The sequence below is a fragment of the Knoellia tibetensis genome, from assembly GCF_048606415.1.
Classification (GTDB): domain Bacteria; phylum Actinomycetota; class Actinomycetes; order Actinomycetales; family Dermatophilaceae; genus Knoellia; species Knoellia tibetensis.
Window position 1 is genome coordinate 1 of the sequence record NZ_JBMBWF010000006.1, and the last position, 26,524, is coordinate 26,524.

Consider the following 26,524-nt stretch of genomic DNA (forward strand, 5'->3'; position numbering starts at 1 on the left):
CCGCCACACCACCACCGCACCCGTCGACCACCTCGACCGCGTCCTTCACCTCGACCCGTCCGCCGACGCCACCTTCCCTGCACGAGCCCTGAACACCTATCAGCTGCCGACTCTGACGCAGAGAACTCTCGCTGCGCTCATGTCGAGTCCACCCGTGGCGCCGCACAGCCTCGCCGAGCTCGCCCTCGCCCGCCTCCTCGACCTCGTCTCCGTCCCGCACTCATTGGACGAGCTCAGCCCGGACGAGGACACCTCGATCCAGCGACGCCCCGAACCACCACCACAAAAGGCCGCACTCGCGGTGGAGTGCCACTTCGGACCACGGAACGCTGCGGTCGACATCCCGACCATCGACCCACGCCCGTCGAGACCAGAGACGAGTCCCCCGCCGTTCTGACCCGGCCACCCGCGTGGCCCGGTGGCCATGGCGGAGAGGAGCCCCGGGAAGCGAGGCCCCGAGGTTGCGGTTGGGCAACGGCCGCAGAGTGATGGAACCAGCACCAGGGCATCCCCGTCCGACCGGGCATGAGAACCCTTCCCGCAGCGTTGCTGGCCGGCATCGTCGTCGTCGCCTCCGGGTGCTCGACCTCCGTTGGGTCCGACGGGTCCGCCGACGCGAAGAGCTACTACGACAGCTACACTGAGCAGGGCGGCGACTCCAGCGGCTCGACCGGCTCCGGACGCAACGGATCCGCGAGCAGCGGCTCGGGACAGGGCGGCCCGGGACAGGGCGCCTCGCCACTGGGCGGTTCACCGCAGGGCGGGACCGCGCCGAACGGCCCGCCCGGCCCGTACGCACCGTCCGGACCCACCGGACCCACCGGACCACGCCAGTCGTGGCCGGTGCCACCCACTGACCCGCGTCCGACCGACCCCGATCTCCGCGATGTCGAACCCGGTGGCTTCGTCGAGACACGAGTGCGCCCGACGTCGACCTTCGGGGCGGACGTCGACACCGGTTCCTACCGGTTCGCGCGAGCCAGTCTCGACGAGGGCGTGCTGCCCTCCCCGGACACGGTGCGGGTCGAGGAGTGGCTCAACGCCTTCGACAGCGGCTTCCCGACACCGGCCCGCAAGGACCTGGAGCTGCGCTCGGACCAGGCGCTCTCCCCCACCGGCGAGACGCGGCTCGTGCGAATCGGCCTGCAGGCCAGGCAGATCGACAAGAGCGACTGGCCGCCGGTGGCGCTCACCATGGTCGTCGACACGTCCGGCTCGATGGACAGCCGGGAGCGCCTCGGTCTCGTCAAGGCCTCCCTCGCCGTGCTCGTCCAGAACCTGCGCCCCACCGACACCATCGCCATCGTCACCTACGAGACCGACGCCCTGCCACTGCTCGAGCCGACCCCGGTGCGGCACACGGACACCATCCTCACCGCCATCGACCGACTCCGGGCCGGCGGCAGCACCAACCTCGAGGCAGGGCTCCTCCTCGGCTACGACCGGGCCCGGGAGGCCTTCCGCTCCGACGCGACCAACGTCGTCCTCCTCGCCTCCGACGGCGTGGCGAACGTCGGCGTCACCGACGGCCGCGAGCTCGCTTCGGCTATCCGCGACAACGGTCGTCGCGGCATCCACCTCGTCACCGTCGGCTACGGCATGGGGAGCTACAACGACCACCTCATGGAACAGCTCGCCGACCGAGGCGACGGCTTCTACGCCTACGTCGACACCTTCGAGGAGGCCCGACGCCTCTTCGTCGACGACCTTCGGAGCACGCTCACCCCGGTCGCGAAGGACACCAAGATCCAGGTCGAGTTCGACCCCGAGACCGTGTCGGCCTACCGGCTCGTCGGCTACGAGAACCGAGCCCTCGCCGACGAGGACTTCGACGACCCCACCGTCGATGCCGGCGAGATCGGCGCAGGTCATCGCGTCACCGCGCTCTATGAGGTCCGCACGACGAGGCTGGCCGACGATGGGGTCAGTCTCGGCAGCGCACGGGTGCGATGGCGCTCGACCGTCGACGGCGAGCAGAACGAGGACGCCCTCACCCTCCGCCTCGGACCGACCGAGCAACCACGAGGCGCGCTCGGTGTCGCGGCGGCCGTCGTCGACGTGGCCCGCCTCGTCCAGAGCGGCCAGAGCACCCTCCCCCGTGACCTGGTGCGCCGGGTCCAGGCCCTCGAGGACGAGGAGGCCCCGGGTGCGACGGAGCTCGCCTCACTCGTCGAGGCCGTGCGCTCGGTGGACTGAGCAGCTCGGGCCGTCTCCTTCCCCGAGCCGGCGCCCCCACCCCACCCGCAGCCGCAGCCCCAACCACCACACATCTCTCAGCTGCGGCCCGGCAGGTGCGTCGGCAGGGTGAAACGAGGGCCACGCCGCGGTCGCATCGCCCCGGCGAGCTCGAGGAGGCGCTGCACCCGGTAGCGGTGGCCGGCATACGGTTCGAGGAGCTCCGCGAGGCCCTCGTCGTCGACCGGTGTCCCCGTCAGCGCCCATCCGATGTTCTTCGCGACGTGGTAGTCACCGAAGCTCACCGCGTCGCCGTCGCCCAGCGCCCGCTGCGCGACCTCGGCGCTCGACCACCGGCCGACACCCGGCAGGGACTCGATCCGGCGACGCGCGTCGGGCAACGGCATACCCACCGTCTCCTCGAGGCGACCGGCTCGGGTGGCGACGGTCACCGCGGGACGGGAGCGGGCCCCGTCCACCCCCGCGCGCAGCCACTCCCACGACGGGATGAGCGCCCACGTGCGTGGCTCCGGCGGCACGACGAGCCGCAGGTCGGCGCCGATCCCCGGAGCAGGAGTTCCGTTGTGGCGCACCAGCATCCGGTATGCGGCGAACGCCTCCTTGCCAGTGACGCGCTGCTCGATGATCGTCGGGATGAGGGCCTGCACGACGAGTCCGGACGCGGGCACCCGCCAGCCGTCGAAGCGCCGCCGGGCCTCACGCACGACGTCGTGGTGCGCGACGAAACCGCTGCCGTCGTCATCCTCGCCGAGCAGTGACGGGAGCCGGTCGAGCATCCACTCAGCCCCCTCGCCCCACGCATGGGCCTCGACCTCACCGAGACGGGGGTGGTCGACGAGGCGCAGCGTCACCGGCCCGGTCGGCGTCCGCCATGCGAAGACCCACGCCCGGCTGCGGTCCGACCACGACGTCGGGTCGCCGGCGCCGCGCATGAAGATCCGGACCACGGCCCCGAGCTGGAGCGGCCGGCTCGGTCGGAAGGTCCGGGTGAGGTCCGGGGCCGCCGTCATCTCGGCCGAGAGGTGAGGACGTGCCGAGGCGCCACCCGCAGCCTGGGCCCGGCCGGCCTCGACGGCGAGCGGAACGCCAACCAGACGTAGGTCGGGACGAGAGGGAGAGCCGCGGCCAGAGCGCGCTCGGGCACCCGCCCCACCCACTCGGGGATGACGTCACCGCCGGAGAACGCCTCGGGGTCGGCGAGGACGGGCAGGGTGTAGTCCCAGACGTCGAAGGCGGCGAACATGCGCCTCAACCCCGCGGGCGTCGCGTACTGCTCGTAGTAGTGGTCACCCTTGCCGGTGAGCCGCATGTAGCGGTCGGCGGCGCGCTGCGGCAGCCACGACAGGAACGGCAGCCGGTGGTGCGGCTCGATGACCTGCCAGCGGTGGCCGATACCGAGGTAGAGGACGCCCGTGGGCGCGAGCACGCGGTGGATGTCGGCGACGACGGCCTCGGGGTCGACGACGTGCTCGTAGATGTGGTTGAGCACGACGACGTCGACGGACCCGTCCTCGAACGGCAGGTCCTCGCCGCGCGCGAGCCGGAAGTCGACCCGCGACCCGAACCGCTCGCGCGCCTTTGCCAGCCCCGGCTCGTCGATGTCGACACCGGTCGTCCGCGCCCCCGCGAGGGCGAGCTCGTCGGCGATGAACCCGGCCGAGCAGCCCACGTCGACCGCCGTGAGCCCGGCGAGCGGACCACCGGGGTCGGCGCCCGACCGGCCCAGGCCGTGGGCGATGACGGAGATGAGCTTGGCGGCCTTCTGCCGACGGGCCTTCTCGTCGAGCATCTTGTCCATGAGCTCGGAGTAGGCGAGCTGCTCCTCGCGCGCCGGCCTGCCGGCCCCGTCGTTCGGCTGCTCGCTCATGTCCGCGATCCTAGGAGGTGGTGGGTTCGGGCCCAGCCCCAGCCGACGGCCGCGACGACGACGTCGGCCGCCACCGAGAAGAACCGCGAGACGACGACGACCGCGATCGCCGCGGGGAACGGCATGAGCGCCCCAAGCAGCAGCGCCAGCACACCATCGCGCACACCCACCCCGGCGGGTACGAAGATCGAGAACATCCCGATCGCCGACGCGAGCGCGAAGCCGCACACCGACGTGACGACGAGGTCGCGTACCGGCGTCCCCGACGACAGCGCGTGCGCGAGCAGGAGGATCGACGTTCCCGCGCTGAGCCAGGCGAGGACGAACCACATGGAGGTCAGCGCGATCGCCGGTGCGGTGAGCGAGTGCTCGAGCGGTTCGCGCCGCAGCAGCCGCAGCAGCGTGGCGATCCCCCAGTTGAGCAGCCGCGGCCACAGGAGCAGCAGCAGGACGACCGCCGGGGCGAACCACCACAGCGACGTCACCTCGCCCGAGCGCGCGACGAGCAGCGGCACCGCCGGGATGCCGACGATGGCACCGGTGATGACCGACAGCAGGATCGACAGCAGCCCGACGACGCCCATGCGCCGGCGCGGCACCCCGAGACGAGACCCCATGTCGGCCTGCGCGACGACGCTCCACACCGAACCGGGGAGGTACTTGCCGAGCTGCCCGACGAAGAAGACGCTCGCGCCGGCGGGCAGAGGCAGCCGCGTTCCGAGGTCGGCGAGCAGCACCCGCCACCCGAGCTGGGTGAAGACCGGCGACGACAACGAGAGGACCAACGCCGCGACCAGCGTGCCCAGGGGGATGTCACCGAGGTGGTCCGACACGTCGGACCAGTTGCGCCACACCGCGACGACGACGGCGACGAGCACGAGCAGGGCGACGACGATGCGGACGAGGTCGAATCCCCGTGAGCGCGTCACCTCGTCACCCGGGCCGTCGGAGACACCGGGTCACCGGCGCCGGAACGTCAGTCGCAGGATCCCGTATGCCGGCGTCGCACCCTCGCGACGCCCCTCGGGTTGCGCTGCACGCACCTCGCGCGCCGAGGTCGAGGCCGCGCGGATGCGCTCGGTGATGTCACCGTCGACGTCACCGACGAGCACGAGCCCGAGGTCGTCGGCACGGGCGAGGACCCCGCGGATGTCGGCCGGGCTCACCGCCCACTCCGGGTCGCCCTCGCCGATCGGCAGGGTGAGGACGAGCAGACCGCCCGAGCGCAGCGCCCACGACGCCTGCCCGACGGCGTGGTCGATGTCGTCGGCGCCGCAGCCACCGGGGTGGATGCGGGCGATGACGTCGAGGCTCGCGGTGTCGACGTCGAGCACCTCGACCGACGTGCGGCGACCCGTGAGCTCGAGCTCGACCGGCTCGAAGCCGAGGGCACGCACCCACCGTGAGAAGGGGCTCTTCGTGCCCGACTCATCGACGATGACGGCACCGCGCCGGCCGTCGTCGCGGATGCGGAGCACGGCGGCCACGGCACCCACGGCGGCCCACGCCGCCACGGCGTCGGAGCACTTCGGGAGCCCGAGGTCCTTCGCGAGCGCCTGCGCGTCGAGCGCGTCGCTGTCGAGGGCGAGCACGTCGGAGGCACGCACCCACTCGGGGAAGTCGCTCGGCCTCAGGCTCAGCCGGTGGCGTCGGCGCAGTCGGACGGCCGTCACCAGGTCCTTGGCCCGCTGCACGACGGTGTCGGCCGGCACGGGCTCGTCGCCCTCGTCGTCGGAGTCGGCGAACGCGTCGGACTCGGCGCTCGCCAGCGCCTCGATGCCGCCGACGTAGTGCGCCCACGGTCCCGACAGGTCCGGTGGGCGGACCCCGGAACGCAGCTCACCGGCATACGAGCGGTCGGAGAGGCGACGCAACGCGTCGACGAGGGCGTCCCGGTCACTGGGCGGGACGAGGAGCCCGTCGACACCGTCTCGGACCTGTGAGCCGAAGGTGCCGACGTGGGTCGCGAGGACGGGCAGGCCGTGGCGGCGGGCGAGCAGGACGTTCTGCGAGGCGGTCGCGGAGCGGTAGGTCAGGGTGAGGACGTCGTGACGCGCGAGAAGAGAGGCGATGCGGTCGGCGGGGACGTAGCCGCTGTGGACCTCGACGCGGCCGGCGAGGCGGGGGTCGGCGGCCAGCTCCTTGACGCGGCGGCCGCTGTCGCCCCACATCTCGCCGGCGACCGTGAGGCTCACGTCGGGGACGTCGAGCATCGCGTCGAGGAGCAGGTCGACGCCCTTGTAGTCGCGGACGATCCCGAGCGCGAGCAGCCGCGTCGGTCCGGTCGAGTCGACGTGCTTCTCGGGCTCGCCACCGGGCAGGTGCGGCGGCAGGTCGAGCTCGCGGACGTGGCCGGCCCCGAGCTCGGTCGCGAGCTTGGCCTGCGAGTCCGAGTGGACGACGACCGAGTCGACGCGGCGCAGCAACGCCTCCATGAGCCGGCGGTCACCGGGCCGGGCCTCGTGCGGCAGGACGTTGTGCGCGATGACGATCGAGCGCGGACCCCGACCCGACGACGACGTGCGACCGACACCGGCGGCGCGCAGCACGGCGAGGTTCGACGGCACGCCCTGCGGGATGACGTGGACGACGATGATCGCGTCCATGTCGCGCAGGCGGCGACCGGTGCGCACCCACGTGTCGGGGCGGGACCACGACAGCGCGCGGACGGTGCGCGGGAAGGGCTCGACGTCGGGCGCGCCACCGGGCACGGCCTGCTCGCCGGGGTAGAGGAACGACGGATAGAGGTGGCTCCACGAGACGAGCGTGACGTCGTGGCCGGCCTCGGCGAGCTCGTGGCACAGCTCGGTCGTGTGCGAGGCGACGCCGCCCTTGTAGGGGTGGGTCGGCCCGACGACGGCAACCCGCAGCGATGCGGAGCCCGGCGCGGCGTCAGACACCGTCGCGAGACCTCACGACGAGGTCGGACAACAGCGCGAGCGAGCCGATCATGATGCCGCTCACGACGAGCAGCACCGTCGACGCCGGGAAGTAGAACGGGTGACGGACCATGTCGACGACGCCCTTGACGAAGCCGATGACGACGAGCCACAGCGCCGGCGGCATGAGCACCTTGAGCGGGTCGAAGTACATGACCATCCGCAGCACCTGGAGGATGTAGCGGTAGGCGTCGTTGACGAAGTGGAACTTGCTCACGCCGGCGCGCTTGGCATAGGACGTCTCGACGTACTTGATGTCGTGCTGGTTGCTGAGGAACGCGATGGTGATCGTCGTGACGCACGAGAACCCGGCGGGCAGCAGCCGCAGGTAGGGCAGCGAGACCTCGCGACGGAAGGCCCGGAGCCCCGAGTTGAGGTCGGGGATGCGCGTCTTGGTGAGCCACTGGGCGATGTTGCGGATGAGCCACTTCGCCGGGACGCGGGCCCACTTGTGCGTGCCCTCCTCGGTGGTGCGCGCGCCGACGACCTGGTCGTAGCTCGGGTCGTCGCGCAGGATCCGGACGAGCTCGGGGATCCGCTCGTTCTCGTAGGTCATGTCCGCGTCGGTCCACACGACGATCTCGCCGTGGGCCTGCTGGGTGCCGATGCGCCGGGCGGTGCCGGAGCCGCCGTTGCGCCGGAACGGCATGATCCGCAGGTTCGCGTAGTCGCGCGCCGCCTGCTCGAGCACCGCGAGGGTGTCGTCGGTCGAGGCGTCGTCGATGCAGAGCAGCTCGTAGGTGAACTCACTCGCGTTCATCGCCGTCGTGATGCGGTCGATCTCCTTGAGGACGTGCGCGCCCTCGTTGTAGCAGGGCAGCACGATCGTCACGTAGGGCCGCTCGCTGCCGTCCTCGAGCACCTTGGGTCGCGGGTCGAGCGCCGTCGTGGTCTGGAACGTCGGGTCGTATGCCGGCCGCGCGGCGAGCGTGCCGACGTCGCCTGGGTCGTCGCTCCCGCCCGCGAGCTCGCCCGTGCGCACGGTGATCGGCTCGGTGGCCGGGGCGGGCTCGACGGTCGCGGGCTGGGCGGTCGGGGCCGGCGGGACGACGGTCGGGGCCGGGGTCTGCGGGTGCTCGTTCATCGGTGTCGAGACTACCCGGCGGTGACGCGTTCACCCGCCGTCGGCAGGGCGCGCGGCAGGGTGAGGCAGAAGGCGGCTCCGACGAGGGCGACGAGCCCGAGGACCAGCCAGATCGTCGCGGTGCCGTGCTCGAGCAGCCATGTGTAGGCGACCGGTGCGACCGTGCCGCCGACCCCCCAGACGAGCTGGACGAGACCGAGGTAGCGCCCGCGCAGGTGGTCGGGTGCCGCCTCGGCCGCGGTGGCCGAGAAGACCGGGCCGCCCGCGAGCTCGCCGCTCGTGTAGACGACCGCTCCCAGGAGCATCGCGGCGACGGCGAGCCAGACGGGCAGCACACCGGCGAGGACGAAGGTCGCGTAGCCGGCGAGGAAGAGCAGCTGCGCGAGCGCCATCATCCGGGCGCGCACCCGGCCGGTCATCCACCGGACCATGAGCCCCTGCCCGAGCCCGACCATGACCGTGTTGAGCGTGAAGATCGCCCCGACCAGCCAGCCCGGCAGCGCGAGCGTCTCGGCGGCATACACGGGCAGGGCGAAATTGAGCACCATGATGCCGACGACGAAGGTCAGCTGGCCGAGGACGAGCCGCAGGTAGGCCCGGTCGCGAAGGACGACGCCCCAGCCCCCGCCCGTCGCGACCTGGTCGGCGGGGACGGAGCGGTGGTCGGGGACGTCGAGGAGGAGGACGAAGGCGACGACGAAGGTCAGCGCGTTGGCGACGACGACGGTCCTGAAGGCCGTCTCCGTGCCCACCTGGAGCGCGATGCCGGCGAGCACGCCGCCGACGGCGTACCCGAGGTTGCGCAGCGCCTGCAGGAAGCCGAACCACAGCTCGCGCTCCCCCGGTTTCGTGATCGCGGTGACGACGTTGCCGAACGAGCCCCAGAACGCCTGACGACCGAGGTTGAGGAGGACGGTGCACAGCGCGACCGGCCAGAACTCCTCGACCCAGAGGTAGCCGAGCATCCCGACCGCCTGGACGACGTTGCCGAGGAGCATCATCCGACGGCCACCGAGCCGGTCGACGAGGGTGCCGATGACGAACGCGGCCGGCATCGTCAGAAGCGCCGAGATGCTCAGGGCCGAGCCGACCTGCACGAGGGTGAGGTCGGTGACCCTGACGAAGTAGAGGATCGTCAGCGGGAGGAAGAGCCCGCTCCCGACGGTGTCGGCGACGATCGCCGAGACGAACCTGCGATGCTCCCCCACCCGCGGGAATCCCAGTCGCTGCAGCACGTCCGCATCCTGCCGCATGCCGCTCCCGGACGAGACCCGCCCGTATGCCGTCCGCCCACTAGCCTGCTCGCGTGAACTCGCTCGCCATCCCCCTCTGGCTCGACGTCGTGGCCGTCGGGTTCGGTGGGCTCGCGGGTGCCCTGGCGGCGCGCCGGCAGGGGTTCGACATCGTCGGCGTGCTCTTCCTCGCGGTCATCGGCGGGCTCGGCGGGGCGCTGCTGCGCGACCTCCTGCTGCAGGTGCCGGTGCGCGCGCTGACGTCGCCGTGGCTGCTGCCCTCGGCGTTCGTCGGCGGCGTGCTCGTCGCGCCGCTGCTCAAGCTCGTCGGGCCGCTGCGGTTCCGGCGCGACGTCGCGTTCACGATGCTCGACGCGATGTCGCTCGCGATGTACTCGATCCTCGGCACCGACCGGGCGATCAGCGTGGGGCTGCCGCCCATCTCGTGCGTCTTCGTCGGAACGGTGGCCGGCGTCGGCGGCGCGCTCATCCGTGACGTCCTCATCAACACGACGCCCGAGCACTTCAAGCCCGGGTCGTTCTACGTGCTCGCGGCGGTGCCGGGGTGCGTCGCCTACTTCGTGCTCCGCGCGCTCGAGATGCCGGTCCTCGTGTCGGCACTCGTCGGAGTAGGCGTCGTCATCGCGGTGCGCATGTCGTCGTGGTCGCTCGACTGGCAGACCGGACGGGGACGACGCGTCCACCGCTGAGGCGAGCCGGACGGCATACCGCCCTCAGACGGCCTCGAGGACGAGGAAGAGAAAGCAGATGAAGGCCTCGCCCTCGAAGCCCGGCGGCCGCAGCTCGGGCGGGGTGTCCGGCGACAGGGGCGGCTCGCTGAGGACCGCGATGCGGAACCCGGCCTCGCTGAACGAGTCGCTCATCGCGCTCAGCGGGCGATGGAAGAACGTCAGAAAGACCTCGCGCCCGTCGAACCGGTAGTCCTCGGTGTACTGCGTGACCGTGAAGTAGTCGGCGTCGGGATAGACGACGGCGTATGCCGTGGGGTGGTTGACCGCGACGAGGAGGCGGCCGCCGGGGCGCAGGACACGCCGGAGCTCGGCGAGCGGCCCGCCCCAGTCCTCGAGGTAGTGCAGGACGAGCGAGCAGATGACGTCGTCGAACTCGCCGTCGTCGTAGGGCAGTGGCTCCTTGAGGTCGTGCACGAGGAGGGCGGTGTCCTCGCCCAGCCGCTCCCGGGCCAGATCGACCATGGCCGCGCTGACGTCGAACCCGGCGACCTCGGCCCCGGCAGCGCGCATCGACTCCATGAGAGGGCCCGAGCCGCAGCCGGCGTCGAGCACCCGGCGCCCCGCCACGTCACCGGCGAGGCTGACGATCGCCGGGCGCGCGTAGTGGGCGTTGAAGAGGCCCTTCTCGTTCTCGGCCGCGTAGGCAGCGGCGAAGTCGTCGTAGTCGGTTGTCATCGAAGCCCCCCGGTTCGCATCACAGGCGTGGACGTCCTTCGTACCGCCGGCGCGATCCTCGACCAAGCCGACAGACCGGGACGCGCCATCTGCGGGGAAAGCGTGGACATGCCTCGCGCGGGACCGACACCATGGGGCATGGACACGACCAGGGGAATCGCGTGCAGGATCGGCTCGCACCGTTGGCATGTTTCCCTCGAGGACGAGATGCAGGTGGGAACCTGCACCCGATGCGGGCGTCGGCGCTACCACGGCGCGGCGCCCGGCACGAAGGCCCCGGAGGCGAACTGGGGCATGAACTACACCGGAGGCGGGGGCCTCGGCGGCGACGGTTCCTGAAGAGTCACGTTCATGGCCGATCGCGCCACTGGGTGCGGGTTCGACCCCATGACCGGCGGGGGTCTGCGGAAGGACGAGACCCTCACCCCTCGTGGATGGGCTCCTTGGGCAGCTTGCGGACCTTGGCCCGACGACGACGGCGCTCGGGGATCATCGACCGCATCTCCTCGAGCTTGCCGAAGCAGAGCAGCCGGTCCTGCGCCTCGAGAGCGGTCCGACGACGCGGGTTGGGGATGACCGAGGTGCCACGGTGCAGCGTGAGCACGGTGATGTCGCGGTCCTCCAGCCCCGACTCCGCGATCGTCTTGCCGACGAGGTCGGCCGACCCGTGCACGACGAGCTCGGCCACGCCGTAGCCCGTCGAGACGGTGAGCCGCTGGCGCACGTCGATCTCGGGGAAGGCGACCTGGTTGCCGATGTAGTCGATGATCGCGCCGGCGACGTCGAGCTTGGTCGCGGCCTCGATGCCCTCGAGGCCGGGCGAGGAGTTGACCTCCATGACCTGGGGGCCGTCGGCGCCCTCGAGCATGTCGACACCGGCGACGCGCAGACCCATGATCTGCGCCGACCGCACCGCCGCCTCCTCGAACGCCGGGTCGAGCGTGACCCCCTCGACCGAGCCGCCGCGGTGGACGTTGGACCGGAACTCGTCGCCCTGCGCCGTCCGCCGCATCGCCGCGACGACGCGGTCACCGACGACCAGCGCACGGATGTCGCGGCCCTTGCTCTCCTTGACGAAGCTCTGGATGAGGACGTTCTGGCTCGTGCTCTGCAGCGTCTCGATGATCGCCTCGGCAACCTTGTTGTCGGGCGCGAGGATGACGCCGATGCCCTGGGTACCCTCAAGCAGCTTGATGACGACGGGCGCCCCACCGACCCGCTCGATCGCGGCCGGCACGTCGGCGCGGTTGCGCACGAAGGTCGTGGCCGGCATACCGATCTGGTGGCGCGAGAGGATCTGGGTCGCACGGAGCTTGTCGCGCGAGTTCGAGATGCCGTTGGCGGTGTTGGGCGTGTAGACGTCCATCTGCTCGAACTGGCGCACCACCGCCGTGCCGAAGTAGGTCACCGAGTTGCCGATGCGCGGCAGGATCGCGTCGTAGTCCGACAGCGCGCGTCCGCGGAACTGCAGGTCGGGCTCCGGCCCGGAGAGGTCGATCGCGAAGCGCAGCGTGTTGAGCACCTTGACGTCGTGCCCGCGGTCGAGGGCGGCGGTGCGCAGTCGCTGGGTCGAGTAGGCCCGCGGCGCGCGCGAGAGGATGGCGAGCTTCATGTGGGGTACCTGCGAGGATGGTCGGGTGCACGGAGCAACCCATCCAACCATCCACGTCGGATGGCGTGAGTGGGTGCGTATGCCGTCCGCGAACGTCCCATGGATCAAGACGAAGATCGACACCGGAGCCCGCTCGTCGGCCGTCCACGCCTTCGACCTCGAGAGGTTCGAGCGCGACGGTGACCCGTGGGTCCGCTTCTCGATCCACCCCTGGCAGTCGAGCGACGACGACGCCGTCGTGCTCGAGCGCCCGGTCGTCGACGAGCGCGTCGTGCGCTCCTCCAACGGCCACTCCGAGACCCGACTCGTCGTCGAGCTCGAGCTCGTCCTCGCCCGCCGCCGCCTCACCACCGAGGTGACGCTGAGCCGCCGTGACGAGATGGGCTTCCGCATGCTCATCGGGCGCGAGACGCTGCGCCACGGGTTCCTCGTCGACCCCGCCGAGTCCTACCTCGGCCCACGCCCCAAGCTGCACCTGCGGCGCCGCAACCGGGGTCGGGCATGAGCCCGGTCACCAGGCCGTCCTTCGCCATCGGCGGGGTGAAGATCCGCCCCGGCCAGACCCGCGAGATGGGGCTGCCCATCACCAAGCTCGTCACCGGCGCCGAGGTGAGCCTTCCCCTGCGCGTCCTCCACGGCCGCCAGGACGGGCCCGTCGTGTGGGTCAACGCCGCCATCCACGGCGACGAGGTCGTCGGCGTCGAGGTCATCCGCCGCGTCCTCGCCAGCCTCTCGCCGCGCACCTTCCGCGGCACGCTCATCGCCGTCCCTATCGTCAACGTCCACGGCTTCATGGCTGGCGACCGCTACCTGCCCGACCGCCGCGACCTCAACCGGTCGTTCCCCGGCTCGGCCCGCGGCTCGCTGGCCGGACGGATCGCGAACCTCATGATGCGCGAGGTCGTCGACAAGTCCGAGGTCGGCATCGACCTCCACACCGGCTCGGACCGGCGCACGAACCTCCCGCAGATCCGCGCCGACCTCGACGACCCGCGCACCCGCGGCCTCGCCGAGGCGTTCGGCGCCCCGGTGATGCTGCACGCGAAGCTTCGCGACGGGTCGCTGCGCGCCGCCGCCCGCGAGCGCGGTGCGACGGTCCTGCTCTTCGAGTCGGGCGAGGCGATGCGGTTCGACCAGTGGGCGATCGAGGCCGGCGTGTCCGGCGTGATGCGCGTCCTCGCCGCCCTCGACATGGTCGACGCCAACGGCGGACCGACTCCCCCGCCGAGCCTCGTGAGCCGCCGCGGCGGGTGGCTGCGGGCCGGGCGCAGCGGCATCGTCCACCTCGACGCGACGCTCGGCCAGCGGGTCGAGGTCGGTGACCGCCTCGGGGGGCTCAGCGACTCCTTCGGCAAGACCCTCCGTCTCGTTCGCGCCGACCGCGCCGGACTCGTCATCGGGCGCACGACCGCACCCCTCGTCAACCGCGGCGACGCGCTCGTCCACATCGCCGAGATCGAGGGCGCCGAGCCCCCCGGCGTGCCCGACCACCCGGACGCCGCCGAGGCCTTCGACGCCCTCGACGAGATCCCTGTCCTCTGACCGGCGAGGTGCCCCATGGCCGAGAAGGTTCGCTTCCCCAGCAGCTCCGGTGAGCTCCTCGCCGGACTCGTCGACATGCCGCACGGCGACGTCCGCGGCTGGGGCGTGTTCTCCCACGGCTTCACGCTCGGCAAGGACTGCCCCGCCGCGTCGCGCATCTGCAAGCAGCTGGCCGCCGAGGGCATCGGCATGCTGCGCTTCGACAACCTCGGGCTCGGCGACTCGGAGGGCGACTGGGGCGACGGTTCGTTCTCGCACAAGGTCGCCGACACCGTCGAGGCGGCACGGTTCATGGCGTCGACCGGCCGGGCCGTCGAGCTCCTCGTGGGCCATTCCTTCGGCGGCGCGGCCGTGCTGGCGGCGGCCGGTGACATCCCGGAGGCGCGTGCCGTGGCCACCGTCGCTGCGCCGTTCGACCCCTCTCACGTCGAGCACAACTACGACGCGGTCCTCGACCGCGTCCTGGCCGAGGGCGAGGCCCCGGTCCGGCTCGGCGACAAGGCCCTCACCCTCCGCCGGGACTTCGTCGAGGACGTCCGGCGGGCCGACCTTCGCGACTGCATCCGCACCCTGCGCCGTCCGCTGCTCGTCATGCACTCCCCCACCGACAACACCGTCGGCATCGCCAACGCGAGCGAGATCTTCCGCACCGCGCGCCACCCCCGCAACTTCGTCTCGCTCGAGGGGTCCGACCACCTCCTCACCGCGCCGGGCCAGGCGCGCCGCGCCGGACGCATCATCAGCGCGTGGGCCGACCAGTACCTCGCCCTCGGCTGACCACCCAGGCCTCCGGCTCTCGCACGACCCGTATGCCGTGGGCGTACCCGATGTGCCACCGCGCCACCACCTGTGGAAGCGTGTGTGCCCGTGGACACAGGCGCAGTTCTCGAGCTCATGAAGCAGGTGGCCGCCGAGGTCATCACCCCGCGGTTCCGATCCCTCGCCGACGGTGAGGTCATCGAGAAGAACCCCGGCGACCTCGTCACCGTCGCCGACCGAGAGGCCGAGGTCCTCATCACCCGGGCGCTCAACGAGGCCTATCCCGACGCCGTCGTCCTCGGCGAGGAGGCTCACGCGGCCGACCCGCGCATCCTCGAGCGCTACCTCGGCGCCGACCACGCCTTCACGGTCGACCCGGTCGACGGCACGAAGAACTTCGTCCACGGCAGCCCCGACCACGCCGTGATGATCGCCGAGACCCGCGCGGGCGAGACGACCCGCGGGTGGATCTGGCAGCCCGAGCACGAGGTCGCCTGGGTGGCCGAGCGAGGCGCCGGGGTCGAGCGCGACGGCGAGCGCATCACCCGCCGCCCGGTGGCCGACGAGGACGACCCCCGTGGCGCGACGTCCATCTGGTCGCTGCGCGGGCACGCGCTGGATGACCTGCCCGCCCTGCGCCCGTCGTGGGTGTGCTGCGGCGTCGACTACCCCAAGCTCCTCGAGGGCGAGGTCGACTACATCCTCTACAGCCGCTCCAACGCCTGGGACCACGCGCCGGGATCGCTCATGGTCACCGAGGCCGGCGGGCACGTCGGCCACCTCGACGGTGTCACCTACGGACCGCGCTCGACCCAGCCCGGGCTCGTCGTCGCCGCGGACCGGACGACCTATGCCGCCGTCGCGCGGCGAATGCCCAAGGACCTCAGCCGCCGCTGAGCGTGCCCTGGGGGCCGGTCCGCAAGGGCGCCAGCCAGACCTGCAGCGGCAGGGTGACGAGGTGGTCGGGCCGCCGCTCGAGGAGCCGCATGTCCTCGAGGACGGTCGTGTCGAGCACCGGTTCGCCCGATCCGGCGTCGATCGACTCCAGCGCGGCCGTCGAGTCGGCGGCGAGAAGGACCAGGCGCCCTCCGTTCGCCTGGACCGCACCGGCCACCCGAGCCGCCGCGACCCTGAGGGCATCGGGGTCCTTGCGCAGTGCGCTCGTCGTCGACAGCGCCGGGCGCCCGCACTGGCCGCGCACCACCTGGGGCCACTCGTTGGCGGCGCGTGAGTCGACGGCGAGCACGACGTCCTCGGGTTCCAGTGCCTGGCACACTCGCTCGACGGCCGCGAGCTCTCCCAGCTCGACCCTCTCGGAGCGGTGCGGCCACGTGGCCGCTGCCGTCGGCACGAGGGTGGCCACCAGCAGGGCCGTGCCGGCGGCGACCGCGAGCAGGACGGGCGCTCGTCGCGAGAGATGGCGGACGGCATACGCGGCGGCTGCCACGCAGAGGACGACGACGAAGGGCAGCGCGATGAGGAGGCGACGCTCGGCCCACGGGTGGTCGGGCGTGATGCCGGGACGCCAGAGGGTGAGAACGGTCGAGCCGGCAGCGATGAGGAGCGCGCCAGTCCACGACGGCAGCCGCTCCCCCTGCGTCCAGCACGTCGTCGCCGTCCGCACCGCCCACGCGAGCGAGCAGAGCGCGATGACGAGTGCCGGGACCCCCACCCACCACGACAGCCAGGCGACGGTCTGCTCGGCATAGGTCCGCCCGCCGTCGACGACGAGTCCCTGCCGCAGCTGGAGCCCCGCGACGACCCGCGAGCCCGGGTCGTCGGGTGACTGGCGCACGGTCTGCCACAACGGACGGCTCGCGAGGAAGAGCCCGAGGACCACGACCGCCAGACCGAGCGCGTCGGGCAGGCGTCGCGAGATCGCCTGTGGCACAGCGCCTCCACGCCGTTGCCACCAGAGCAGCGCCGCCGTCCCGGCGCCCATGAGGACGCCGAGTGCGACGAGCGGGACGAGGCTGGCGGCGATCGTGCCGAGGTACTCGTTCGAGAGCCACAGGGCCGAGAGGCCGGCGAGCGCGGTCGAGGCGCCGGCCCCGAGGAGCGTCGTCCGCATCCACCGGTGCCCCTGCGCCAGCGCGAGGGCGGCGACGGGGATGAGCAGGATCGTCTCGCGCAGCCCGTCGATCCGCACGAAGGCCGTGCCGCCGATGAGCACGCCGGCGAGCAGTGCGGCCCGCCCGGCCTCACCGCGTGCGCTGCGGCGGGAGGCGACGGTGAGTGCCAGCAGCCCGCCGCCGAGGGTGACCATCGCGAGCGGCTCGGAGTAGGTCGAGCGCGCGGTGTGCAGCACCGGGAAGAGCAGCGCCACGCCCGCCGCCGCGACCGGCGACCATCGGGGCGCGCCACACCGTGCCATGAGGAGACCGATGCCGAGGAGCCCGACAGCCGAGGCGAGGGCGGGCAGGAGCATGGCCGCACCCGGTCCGCCGAGCCACACGCCGAGCGACCACACCGCCCCGGGCCCGATGACGAACTGCGGCTGGACAGAGGGCTCCTCGTCGCTGCCGACCTCGTAGAACGCCGGGCTCGACAGAGTGATTCCCTCGAGGGCGAGCACCTCCGGACCGCCGACGTCGGCGGCGTCGACGGGCACGACCCGGCGGTGGGTCTCGGCCATCGAGACCGCCGTCTGGAGGTAGCTCGCCGAGTCACGCCTCGGGACCACCTGCTCCGAGTGCGTCGCGGCGGTCCAGATGCCGGCGCCTGCACACACGGCGACGAGGAGCGACGCGGTCCACACGGGCAGGGACCGAGCAGGTATGCCGTGTGCCCACCACCCGCTCGCGCCCGCGGCGACGACCGCGAGCGGCAGGACGAGCCATGGGAACCAGGCGCCGAGGCCGGCGAGGACGACGGCGAGGAGCGACATGACGACGACCCAGGTCGCCGCACCGAGGACGACCGTCTGCAGCCACTGCCCCACCCGCCGCTCGAGGGTCGTCGTCGGTAGGTCCTCGTCAGCGACCAGCGGCGAGCGGCTCATGATGCCCCACCGTATCCGTCACCCCACCCTCCCCTGCGTCCGCAACTCCGGTGGCCAGGTCGTCGTTCTGCCGGACGCAGCACAGAGGGGCCTACCCTCGGGTGCGTGACCCGACCCGCAGACGTCCTGCAGCAGATGCTCCGCTCCGACTCCGCCAAACCGCGGATCACGACCTACGACGACACCGACGGACCCACCCGCGGCGAGCGCATCGAGCTCTCCGCTCGCGTCCTGTCGAACTGGGTGAGCAAGGCCGCCAACGCGCTCCAGGACGAGCTCGACGTCGCGCCCGGCTCCGTCGTCCGGCTCGATCTGCCGCCGCACTGGCGGACGGCCTACTGGGCCCTCGCGACGTGGTCGGTCGGCGGCACGGTCGGCGTGGGCACGCCGGCACCGGGTGACGCGCCCGACGACGTCCTCGTCACGACCGAGCCGGAGGCCGCCCGCGCTGCCGGCGACGCCGGCACTCGTGCCGTCCTCGTCACCCTCGCCGCCCTCGCGCGGGCCGCGAGCGTTCCGGTGCCAGCCGGCGCCATGGACGAGGCGCGGGAGCTGAGCACGCACGGCGACCAGTTCGACCCGTGGGAGGAGCCGGACGACGACGACATCGCGCTCGTGCGCGGAGGTGAGCGGACGGCATACGCGGATCTCGTTGCGCCGCAGGAGGACTCGGCCGAACGCCGGCACCTCACCACGACGGACACGGCCGACTTCCTCTCCGCCTGCCTCGCCCTCTGGGCGGCAGACGGCTCGGTCGTGCTCAGTCGCGGCGAGGCGCCGGCGGACGTCCTCGCGGAGCGGTCCCGGGTCGAGGGCGCGACCGGCCCCTGAGCGGCGCGTCGCCTCGACCCGGGCGCTGGCTCACATCTGCTTCTCGAGTGCCTTCCACGTGAGCGTCGCGACGACACCGGTGGTGGCGAGCTTGACGCGCGTCTGGAACGCCTTGACCGCGGCCTCCGTGCCCGGCCCGAACGAGCCGTCGGCGGTCAGGCGCAGGGCCTTCTGGACGGCGACGACGTGTGCGCCGCGCGAGCCGCGCTTGGCGACGGCGTTCCAGTAGGGCAGCAGCGGGTGCACCTTGAGCTCGATGCGGTCCCACGTGCGGCGGTCGACGATCCCCGTCATCGGCAGGCCGACCGAGCGCTGGAAGGCGTTGACCGCGCCGGCCGTGTGCGAGCCGTAGGAGCCGTCGACGGCGAGACCGCCGAGGGCCGCCTGGAGCGCCTTGACCGCGACCCCGGTGGAGCCGACCCTGAGGGTGACCCCCTTGTATGCCGTGAGCTCGGTCGTCGGGAGTCCGCTCGGCGCGGGCGGCGGGGTGGTCGTCGTCGGCGTGCCGGTCGAGGTCTGGCCCATGAGCGCGGCCCAGGTCGTGGCGGCGACGACGCCGGTCGGGGTGAGGCCCTTCGTCTTCTGGTAGGCGATGACCTTGGACTCGGTGCCGGGGCCGAAGGAGCCGTCGGCGGCGATGCCGAGCGCCTTCTGGAGCGCCGTGACCGCCACACCCTTCGAGCCGCGCTGGAGGACCTGCGAGGCGAACTGCGCGAGGGGGTGCGCGGTCGGCGAGGTCGGCGTCACGCCGATGAGCGCGTTCCACGTCGAGGTCGCCACGACACCGGTCGGCGTGATCCGCTTCGCCGCTTGGAAGGCCTTGACCTTGGTCTCCGTGGCGGGACCGAAGGCACCGTCGGCCGAGAGGCCGAGCGCCTTCTGGAGCGCGACGACGGCCGAGCCCTTCGAGCCGCGCTGGAGGACGACCTTGACGTAGGCCGACAGCGGGCTCGTCGTCGTCGTCGACCCGCCGTTGCGCGAGGGGACGAGCTTGAGCGCGACCATCTTGGTCCACGTCGCGTTGTCGAGCTGGCCGGTCACCGGGACCGCGTTGCGGGTCTGCCACGACTTGAGCGTCGTCTCGGTCGCCGGCCCGAAGGACCCGTCCTTCGTGAGCCCGAGGACGCCCTGGGCGAGCATGACGTCCTTGCCCGTGTCACCACGCTTGAGCAGCGGGTAGCCGCTCGCCGTCAGCGGTGGCGTGACGACCGGCACGGGGACGTCGGCACCCGAGGTCGGGCCGGTGTAGCGCACCTCGGTGAGGGCCGTGCCGGTCCACCACGAGGTCTGCTTGTAGGCGCCGTCCCACGTGAAGGAGATGTGGATGTGGTCGGTGTGCGGCGAGGCGCCGCTGTAGGGGGCCCAGCCGCGGGCCGGGTCGTAGGCCCGCCACATCTGGCGGTTCCAGATGATGTAGTTGATGCCGAAGCGCCGGGCCATCGCGCCCGGGCGGCCCTGCGAGTCGGGAGCGGAGAGCCAGCGCGTGATGGCGTTGCCGAGCTCGAGCCCGTCGGCGCTGTAGGCGTTGACCATCCAGTCGAGCGCGCGGCCCTCGCCGTGCTCGGCCGCGCAGGTGCGGTTGATGCCGTAGATGTGGCGCCCGTAGTGGCTGTTGAGCAGCTGCGCGAACGCCGTCGGGCCCGGCAGGTCACCCGTGAGGCAGCGGTAGCCCGCCTGGTACTTCGGGGCGATGTCGAGGTCGGCCGGCAGCGGCTTCGTCGGAGGCGACGGGACTCCGGCCGCGACGGCAGCGGCGCTGCCGGTGGCCACGGAGATCCCGAGCGGGATCGACAGGAGGGAGACGGAGACGGCACCGAGGGCACGGACCGGTCCTCGGTGCGACGTGGCAGGCAGGGTGGCGCGCGTCAACGGGGGCTCCTCAGGGGCGAGCGGAGTTCTCAGGGAAAAAGACGGTGGTCAGGTGGCCGTTGCGACGTCACAGGCGTCACTCCAGACACGTTGGCCAGTCAGTTGTCCCATCCGTCACACTGGTTGCGCAAGCCAAACGCGGAAATTACACGGATGTACTTCGTCCGACCCCCATAGTTACCGAAGGATCTTCGGTGACCAGACCATATGGCCGGATGATCCACGGCGCGTGTCGTCACCCCATGATCCGGCAGGACCACTGGACCCCGGCCACATCGGACCCCTGACGGGCGGTGGTTAGAGTTCGGCGCATGGACAAGGTCGTTCCCTCTGCATCCGCAGCCCTCGAGGACGTCCGCGACGGCGCCAGCCTGGCCGTCGGCGGGTTCGGGCTCTGCGGCATCCCCAGCGTTCTCATCGGCGAGCTGCACGCGAAGGGGGTGCGGGACCTCGAGGTCTTCTCCAACAACTGCGGCGTCGACGACTGGGGCCTGGGCATCCTCCTCGGCGCGAAGCAGATCCGCCGCATGGTCTCCTCCTACGTCGGGGAGAACAAGGAGTTCGCGCGTCAGTACCTCGAGGGAGAGCTCGAGGTCGAGCTCACGCCGCAGGGCACGCTCGCGGAGCGGCTGCGCGCCGGCGGTGCCGGCATCGCCGCCTTCTTCACCCCGACCGGTGTCGGCAGCCAGGTCGCCGACGGCGGCCTCCCCTGGAGGTATGCCGCGGACGGCAGCGTCGCGGTCGCCTCGCCTCCCAAGGAGACCCGGACCTTCGCCCTCGGCGGTGAGGAGCGCACCTTCGTCCTCGAGGAGGGCATCGCCGCCGACTTCGGGCTCGTGCGGGCCTGGAAGGGCGACCGCCACGGCAACCTCGTCTTCAACAAGTCCTCGCGCAACTTCAACCCGCTGTGCGCCATGTCGGGCCGCGTGACGATCGCCGAGGTCGAAGAGCTCGTCGAGCCCGGCGCGCTCGACCCCGACGAGATCCACCTGCCCGGCATCTACGTCCAGCGCGTCGTCGAGCTCACGCCGGAGCAGGCCGCCGAGAAGCGGATCGAGAAGCGCACGGTGACCACGCAGACCACGAAGGAGGCCTGAGCGATGGCGCTCACGCGAGACGAGATGGCGGCCCGCGCGGCCTCGGAGCTCACCGACGGTTCCTACGTCAACCTCGGCATCGGCCTCCCGACGCTCGTGCCCAACCACGTCCCCGACGACGTCGAGATCGTCCTGCAGTCCGAGAACGGCATCCTCGGCGTCGGCGCCTACCCGACCGAGGAGGCCGTCGACCCCGACCTCATCAACGCCGGCAAGGAGACCGTGACGACGCGCCGCGGCGCGAGCTACTTCGACAGCGCCACGAGCTTCGGCATGATCCGCGGCGGCAAGGTCGACGCCGCCATCCTCGGCGCGATGCAGGTGAGCGCCGCCGGTGACATCGCCAACTGGATGATCCCGGGCAAGATGGTCAAGGGCATGGGCGGCGCGATGGACCTCGTCCACGGCGCCAAGAAGGTCATCGTCCTCATGGAGCACGTCGCCAAGGACGGCAGCCACAAGATCGTCGAGCACTGTGACCTGCCCATCACCGGGCTCGGCGTCGTCCAGCGGATCATCACCGACCTCGCCGTCATCGACGTCACCGCGGACGGGCTCGTCGTGCGCGAGCTCGCCCCCGGCGTCACCGAGAACGAGCTGCGCGAGAAGACCGGGCCTGCGCTCACGTTCTCGCTCTGAGGGTTCAGCTCGGCGGGAGCAGCTTCCACGCCGAGGCGTCGGGCGAGTCGAACCCGAGCTCGGCGTAGGGGGCGAGCGTGTCGGCGTGCGCTTGGAGCTTGTCGACATAGACCCAGCGCACCCCGAGGTCCCACAGCCGCTGGCGCGCCTCCTCGGTGGGCGCGGCGATGAAGCCGTCGTTGAGCTCGAGGATCTCGGGCTTCCAGTAGTCGACGGTGATCGACTCGCGCCCGACCGGGGCCCGCTTCGTCGCCTCGGGCGTCGCGGTCCACCCCTCGACGAGCGACTGGCGCTCGCTGAAGGCGGTGACGACCCAGCGCCTGCTGTCGCAGCCGTTCCGCGGCTCGCGCACCACCGTGCAGTGCCGGTTGGTCATGACGAGGTCGTCGGCGTCCGAGTGGTCGCGGATCCACCGCGCGGCGTCGATCTGGGCCTGCGAGACGGCGAGGCGCTGCGTGAGCGAGGTCGGGGGCTTGGCCGCCGGGAAGAGCGGGTTGCGCACCGAGTCGGCGGCGGCGAAGCCGCCGGTCGCCAGGCCCGCCATCGCCACAGTCGCCAGCGCGGCGGCCACCCGGCGACCCCGGCGGGCGAGGAGGAAGCCGGCGACGGCGACCACCGCGACGACCGCCGCAGCCAGGAGGACCGTGTCGTAGAAGATCCCGTAGGTCCCTCGCCGGATGGTGCCGAGGACGCCGGTGGGCCCGTGGAAGACGAGCCCCGCGCCGAGGACCGCGACGGGGATGAGGACCGCCATCTGGCGCCAGCCCAGGGCGCGGACCAGGGTGCGTGCCCCGAGTGCGGAGCCGAGCGCGGCGAGCGGGATCGCCGTCGTGAGGAAGTAGCCCTGGCTCAGCCCGGGGTGCGAGAAGATGCCCACCGCGAAAGCGCCCGCGATGGCCGCCCCGGCGAGCAGCCACGGCATCGGGTCGCGCCGCGACGTCCGACCGAAGAGCGGCGCGAAGGCGAGGGCGGCCCGGGTGAGCCCGCCGATGATGACGAGTGCCGCCGCGGTGACCTGGAGCTGGTGCGTCGGCAGGTCCCCGAGGATCGCTCCGAGGTAGGTCTGCTTGGCGGCCGCGGGCACGCCGAGCGCGAGCCCGGCACTCGACCCGTGGAAGACGACGATGACGGCGAAGACGAGCCCACCGGCGACGACGAGGAGGTCGACGACGACCTGCTTGAACAACGACCTGTTCCACAGGAGCATCGCGGCGGCGGCGAGGCCCAGACCCGCGACGACGAGCGGTGAGGTGGCGCCCTTGGTGCCGGCCGCGATGACCGAGAGCCAGGGCACGAGGAGGTAGCCGGTGCGAGACAGGTCGCCGCGCCAGCGCTGGTCGAGGAGGAGGACGAGCGCGAGCAGCGTGGGGACGCCGAGGGCGAGGGTGGGCGAGTTCGGGTCGAGGGGCAGCGAGACGCTCGCCACCGAGAACGCGTTGCCGGCGGAGGCGCAGAGGGCGAGGACGACGGCGAGGAGCGAGACCTTGGCGCTGCCGCCGGAGAGGCGCAGCCCGGCCACCATGACGCACACCGCCACCGTGAGCGGCATGAGGGCCGGCATGACCCGCAGGAGGACGAGGTCGAGGTCGACGCCCGAGACGGCGGTGACGTGCGCCAGCCAGGCGTGGGTGAACCAGTGGTAGCCGAGGTCCTCACCGGCGACCGTGGGCCAGCTCGTCGGGCCGCGCTGGAGCAGCTGGGACGCGAGCGCCTGGTGGAGGTAGGCGTCGATGTGGGGGCCGCCGATCCGGGTCCACGTCACCTCGTCGTTGCGGATGTAGCTGACGAGCTGTCGCACCGTCCACAGCGACACCACCGACACGAGCGGGGTGAGCCACCACGCCAGGGGTGCCCACTGCGCGGACCGGATGCGCCGCCTCGTCGCAGGGGTCAGCAGGAGCGCGGCGGCGACGAGCAGTGGGAGCAGAACCGCCAGCCACCGCTGGCCGGTGAGCCCCGCGACGACCTGGGTCGGGACCGACAGGGCGATGCCGATGGCGAACCCCATGGCGAGGTCCTCGAGCAGCCACCCCGAGCGGGGGCGCACGGCGCGCCACACGAGGGCGCCGGGTAGGACCTGGGTGACCGCGATGGCGGCGAGCGACGACAGAGCGGCGCCCACGGGCAGGCCTGTGCGGACGGCATACGCCATGTAGCCGGACACCGCGAGGAGGAGGACGAGTCCGGAGACGAGGTTGTCCCGAAGGGCCGCGGGGGCGGCTTCCGACGAGGGACGCCCGGGGAGGGCACGGGCACGCGTCTGTTTCACGTCACTCCTGCTGGCGGACACGGGCGGTCGACGCGTGGGCCGACCTCGATCACGGTGACTGTTAGAGTCCCCGGGTCATCCTTACACCCCCTGCGCAGGAGTTCGAAACGACCATGTCGATGGAGTCCGGCACACCCGACAGCTCGTCCGGGGTCTACACACCGGGGTACTTCGAGACCCGTCTCAAGCAGGATGCAAGCAGGGCCAAGGTGTGGGAGCACCTGTGCACCTACCTGGGCCGGTTCGTCCCCGCTGACGCCGACGTCCTCGAGCTCGGCGCCGGGTGGTGCGACTTCTCGAACCAGGTCAAGGCCCGCCGCGTCGTCGCGATGGACCTCGACGCCACCGTGCACAAGGCCGCGGCCGAGCACGTCGAGTCGGTCGTCGGTGACTGCACCGACCTGTCCCGCTTCGAGGACGACAGCTTCGACGTCGTCTTCGCGAGCAACCTGCTCGAGCACCTCCAGCGCGACCAGTCCGACTCGCTCCTCGCCCACGCGCGGCGGGTGCTGCGTCCCGGCGGGCGGATCATCCTCATGCAGCCGAACTTCCGGCTCAACCCCGGTCGCTACTTCGACGACTTCACGCACGTCGCGATCTTCACCGACCAGTCGCTCAGCGACTACCTCGTGGCGCAGGGCTGGTCGATCGAGAAGGTGCTGCCGCGGTTCATGCCGCTCACGCTCAAGTCCCGCGGGTCCAAGCTCACCTTCGTCGTGCCGTGGTACCTCCGCTCCCCCATCAAGCCCCTCGCCGGGCAGATGCTCCTCGTCGCCAACCCGGAAGGGGCCTGACCTCCATGTGGCAGGGCAAGACTCTCGCCGTCGTTCTCCCGACCTACAACGAGAAGGACAGCATCGCCGAGTGCATCCGGCGGTTCGAGGCGATCCCCGAGGTCGACCAGGTCATCGCGATCAACAACAACGCCGCCGAGGGCACCTCGGAGGAGATCGCGACCACCGGTGCGACCGAGATCGTCGAGACGACCCAGGGCTACGGCGCGGCGATCAAGCGCGGCATGCGTGACGCTCAGACCGACCTCATCGCCATCTGCGAGCCCGACGGCACCTTCGCCCCCGAGGACCTCACCAAGCTCCTCGCCTTCCTGCCCGAGTGCGACGTCGTCATCGGCTCGCGCACGGTCTCGAACTTCATCTGGCGCGGCGCCAACATGGGCTGGTTCCTCCAGTGGGGCAACTGGGCGGTCGCCAAGCTCATCGAGGTCCTCTACAACACCAACCACCTCAGCGACGTCGGCTGCACCTTCCGCGTCATGACCAAGGAGCACGCCGAGGTCATCCTCGAGCGCTCGCGTCTCGACGGGTCCGCCTACGGCCTCGAGATGCTCCTCATCTCGGTCATCAGCAAGGCCCGGATGGTGCAGATCCCGGTCAACTACCACCCGCGCGTCGGGGTCTCGTCGGTGACCGGCGAGCTCGGCAAGACCATCGCCCTCGGCACCGAGATGATCCTGCTCACCCTCAAGATGCGGCTGCGGGCGCGCTCGATCCGCCGTGGCCTCCGCACGCCCAAGGGCCCGCACCGCCAGGTGCGCCCCAGCTGACGAGCCGGAGCACGAACGGCTGAGGGCGGGGAGCATGGCTCCCCGCCCTCCGCCGTTGTCGTCCTGCGTGTGCCCGGTCAGGCGCGCGGGGTGCTGGGCTCCTCGTGCGCGAGGTGTCCCTCGGCGATCTCGCTGAGGCCGCTGTGGTCGCCGTGCTGGCTGAAGACGTGGCGCCGGTAGGCCCAGAACCGGAAGCCGGTCGCGAGCACCATGCCGATCCCGTTGGCCGAGATGTTGTCGGCGAGCGGTGAGCGGAAGCCGAGGCCGTAGTGCGACACCCAGAGGCACCCCATCGAGATGAGCGTGCCCAACGCGGCGACGGCCGCGAAGAGGAGGAACTCGTGGTGCGCCTTGTCCCGCCGGGTGCTGCGGAAGGTCCAGAAGCGGTTGCCCAACCACGCCACGAGCGTGGCGAGCACGCCGGAGACGACCTTGGCGCTGAGCGGGTAGTCGTGCAGGGGTCCCTCGCCCCCGCCGAAGCGCAGCAGGTTGAAGACGCCGACGTCGGTGGCGAAGCCGAGGGCACCCACCACCCCGAAGCGGGCGAGCTGTCGGACGACGGAGGAGGAGATCAAGCGGGACGCCACCGGCAGCCT

The 26,524-nt window shown here is 71.8% G+C and carries 24 protein-coding genes; 12 read left to right on the top strand and 12 right to left on the bottom strand.

Features of this window, described 5'->3' with window-relative positions:
• On the top strand, positions 1–397 hold a 397-nt coding region (locus ACOJV7_RS16680; RefSeq protein WP_420191353.1), incomplete at its 5' end, for a hypothetical protein.
• A gap of 128 nt (positions 398–525) precedes the next feature.
• Positions 526–2,196 (top strand): vWA domain-containing protein, encoded by a 1,671-nt coding sequence (locus tag ACOJV7_RS16685; RefSeq protein WP_420191354.1) that lies wholly within the window; start codon positions 526–528, stop codon positions 2,194–2,196.
• Between the two features lie 77 nt (positions 2,197–2,273).
• Here ACOJV7_RS16685 and ACOJV7_RS16690 read toward each other — a convergent pair whose 3' ends face one another.
• Genes ACOJV7_RS16690 through ACOJV7_RS16715 form a run of 6 tightly spaced genes read right to left on the bottom strand, consistent with a single transcriptional unit; the run spans position 2,274 to position 9,321 of the window.
• Entirely contained in the window at positions 2,274–3,206 is a 933-nt protein-coding gene (locus ACOJV7_RS16690; RefSeq protein WP_420191355.1) for a DNA-3-methyladenine glycosylase family protein, read from the bottom strand.
• A complete protein-coding gene (locus ACOJV7_RS16695; RefSeq protein WP_420191356.1) occupies positions 3,203–4,063 on the bottom strand; it encodes a class I SAM-dependent methyltransferase in 861 nt (286 codons plus the stop codon). Before ACOJV7_RS16695 ends, ACOJV7_RS16690 begins: the two co-directional genes overlap by 4 nt.
• Positions 4,060–4,992: a lysylphosphatidylglycerol synthase domain-containing protein gene (locus tag ACOJV7_RS16700; RefSeq protein WP_420191357.1), complete on the bottom strand. Its 933-nt coding sequence runs from the start codon at positions 4,990–4,992 to the stop codon at positions 4,060–4,062. Before ACOJV7_RS16700 ends, ACOJV7_RS16695 begins: the two co-directional genes overlap by 4 nt.
• A gap of 30 nt (positions 4,993–5,022) precedes the next feature.
• The gene (locus ACOJV7_RS16705) at positions 5,023–6,963 is read right to left on the bottom strand and encodes a glycosyltransferase family 4 protein (RefSeq protein WP_420191358.1); all 1,941 of its coding nucleotides are present in this window, start codon (positions 6,961–6,963) and stop codon (positions 5,023–5,025) included.
• Positions 6,956–8,086: a glycosyltransferase family 2 protein gene (locus ACOJV7_RS16710; RefSeq protein WP_420191359.1), complete on the bottom strand. Its 1,131-nt coding sequence runs from the start codon at positions 8,084–8,086 to the stop codon at positions 6,956–6,958. The genes ACOJV7_RS16705 and ACOJV7_RS16710 overlap by 8 nt, the downstream gene beginning before the upstream one ends.
• 11 nt (positions 8,087–8,097) lie before the next feature.
• On the bottom strand, positions 8,098–9,321 hold the full coding sequence (locus ACOJV7_RS16715) for an MFS transporter (RefSeq protein WP_420191360.1): 1,224 nt from the start codon (positions 9,319–9,321) through the stop codon (positions 8,098–8,100).
• A 71-nt stretch (positions 9,322–9,392) separates the two neighbouring features.
• Here ACOJV7_RS16715 and ACOJV7_RS16720 point away from each other — a divergent pair, with 71 nt between their 5' ends.
• On the top strand, positions 9,393–10,028 hold the full coding sequence (locus ACOJV7_RS16720) for a trimeric intracellular cation channel family protein (RefSeq protein ID WP_420191361.1): 636 nt from the start codon (positions 9,393–9,395) through the stop codon (positions 10,026–10,028).
• A gap of 24 nt (positions 10,029–10,052) precedes the next feature.
• On the opposite strand, the gene ACOJV7_RS16725 is transcribed toward ACOJV7_RS16720, so the two are convergent.
• Both ACOJV7_RS16725 and ACOJV7_RS16730 read right to left on the bottom strand, forming a co-directional pair.
• On the bottom strand, positions 10,053–10,745 hold the full coding sequence (locus tag ACOJV7_RS16725) for a class I SAM-dependent methyltransferase (protein WP_420191362.1): 693 nt from the start codon (positions 10,743–10,745) through the stop codon (positions 10,053–10,055).
• A 421-nt stretch (positions 10,746–11,166) separates the two neighbouring features.
• Positions 11,167–12,357: a RimK family alpha-L-glutamate ligase gene (locus ACOJV7_RS16730; protein ID WP_420191363.1), complete on the bottom strand. Its 1,191-nt coding sequence runs from the start codon at positions 12,355–12,357 to the stop codon at positions 11,167–11,169.
• A 79-nt stretch (positions 12,358–12,436) separates the two neighbouring features.
• On the opposite strand from ACOJV7_RS16730, the gene ACOJV7_RS16735 reads away from it, so the two are divergent.
• The 4 genes from ACOJV7_RS16735 (at position 12,437) to ACOJV7_RS16750 (ending at position 15,555) form a co-directional block, all read left to right on the top strand.
• A complete protein-coding gene (locus ACOJV7_RS16735; protein ID WP_420191364.1) occupies positions 12,437–12,862 on the top strand; it encodes an ATP-dependent zinc protease family protein in 426 nt (141 codons plus the stop codon).
• Positions 12,859–13,899, top strand: a complete 1,041-nt coding sequence (locus tag ACOJV7_RS16740; protein ID WP_420191365.1) for a succinylglutamate desuccinylase/aspartoacylase family protein — start codon at positions 12,859–12,861, stop codon at positions 13,897–13,899. The genes ACOJV7_RS16735 and ACOJV7_RS16740 overlap by 4 nt, the downstream gene beginning before the upstream one ends.
• 15 nt (positions 13,900–13,914) lie before the next feature.
• Positions 13,915–14,676 (top strand): alpha/beta hydrolase family protein, encoded by a 762-nt coding sequence (locus ACOJV7_RS16745; protein ID WP_420191366.1) that lies wholly within the window; start codon positions 13,915–13,917, stop codon positions 14,674–14,676.
• Positions 14,677–14,766: 90 nt separating this feature from the next.
• A complete protein-coding gene (locus tag ACOJV7_RS16750) occupies positions 14,767–15,555 on the top strand; it encodes an inositol monophosphatase family protein (protein WP_420191367.1) in 789 nt (262 codons plus the stop codon).
• On the opposite strand, the gene ACOJV7_RS16755 is transcribed toward ACOJV7_RS16750, so the two are convergent.
• Positions 15,542–17,659, bottom strand: a complete 2,118-nt coding sequence (locus ACOJV7_RS16755; protein ID WP_420191368.1) for a hypothetical protein — start codon at positions 17,657–17,659, stop codon at positions 15,542–15,544. The genes ACOJV7_RS16750 and ACOJV7_RS16755 overlap by 14 nt on opposite strands.
• A 105-nt stretch (positions 17,660–17,764) precedes the next feature.
• Here ACOJV7_RS16755 and ACOJV7_RS16760 point away from each other — a divergent pair, with 105 nt between their 5' ends.
• Positions 17,765–18,490, top strand: a complete 726-nt coding sequence (locus ACOJV7_RS16760) for a TIGR03089 family protein (protein WP_420191369.1) — start codon at positions 17,765–17,767, stop codon at positions 18,488–18,490.
• A gap of 30 nt (positions 18,491–18,520) precedes the next feature.
• Here the strand turns inward: ACOJV7_RS16760 and ACOJV7_RS16765 are convergent, their stop codons facing one another.
• The gene (locus tag ACOJV7_RS16765; RefSeq protein ID WP_420191370.1) at positions 18,521–20,359 is read right to left on the bottom strand and encodes a peptidoglycan-binding domain-containing protein; all 1,839 of its coding nucleotides are present in this window, start codon (positions 20,357–20,359) and stop codon (positions 18,521–18,523) included.
• 311 nt (positions 20,360–20,670) lie between these two features.
• Between ACOJV7_RS16765 and ACOJV7_RS16770 the strand changes: the two genes are divergently transcribed.
• Both ACOJV7_RS16770 and ACOJV7_RS16775 read left to right on the top strand, forming a co-directional pair.
• Positions 20,671–21,456: a CoA transferase subunit A gene (locus tag ACOJV7_RS16770; RefSeq protein ID WP_420191371.1), complete on the top strand. Its 786-nt coding sequence runs from the start codon at positions 20,671–20,673 to the stop codon at positions 21,454–21,456.
• Between the two features lie 3 nt (positions 21,457–21,459).
• Positions 21,460–22,095, top strand: a complete 636-nt coding sequence (locus ACOJV7_RS16775) for a 3-oxoacid CoA-transferase subunit B (RefSeq protein ID WP_420191372.1) — start codon at positions 21,460–21,462, stop codon at positions 22,093–22,095.
• A gap of 4 nt (positions 22,096–22,099) precedes the next feature.
• On the opposite strand, the gene ACOJV7_RS16780 is transcribed toward ACOJV7_RS16775, so the two are convergent.
• Entirely contained in the window at positions 22,100–24,364 is a 2,265-nt protein-coding gene (locus tag ACOJV7_RS16780) for a hypothetical protein (protein WP_420191373.1), read from the bottom strand.
• A 119-nt stretch (positions 24,365–24,483) separates the two neighbouring features.
• Between ACOJV7_RS16780 and ACOJV7_RS16785 the strand changes: the two genes are divergently transcribed.
• Entirely contained in the window at positions 24,484–25,158 is a 675-nt protein-coding gene (locus ACOJV7_RS16785) for a methyltransferase domain-containing protein (RefSeq protein ID WP_420191374.1), read from the top strand.
• 5 nt (positions 25,159–25,163) lie between these two features.
• Positions 25,164–25,928, top strand: a complete 765-nt coding sequence (locus ACOJV7_RS16790; protein ID WP_420191375.1) for a glycosyltransferase family 2 protein — start codon at positions 25,164–25,166, stop codon at positions 25,926–25,928.
• Between the two features lie 77 nt (positions 25,929–26,005).
• Here ACOJV7_RS16790 and ACOJV7_RS16795 read toward each other — a convergent pair whose 3' ends face one another.
• Positions 26,006–26,515, bottom strand: coding sequence for a GtrA family protein (locus ACOJV7_RS16795; RefSeq protein ID WP_420191376.1), 510 nt, complete (start codon positions 26,513–26,515; stop codon positions 26,006–26,008).
• Between the last annotated feature and the right edge of the window lie 9 nt (positions 26,516–26,524).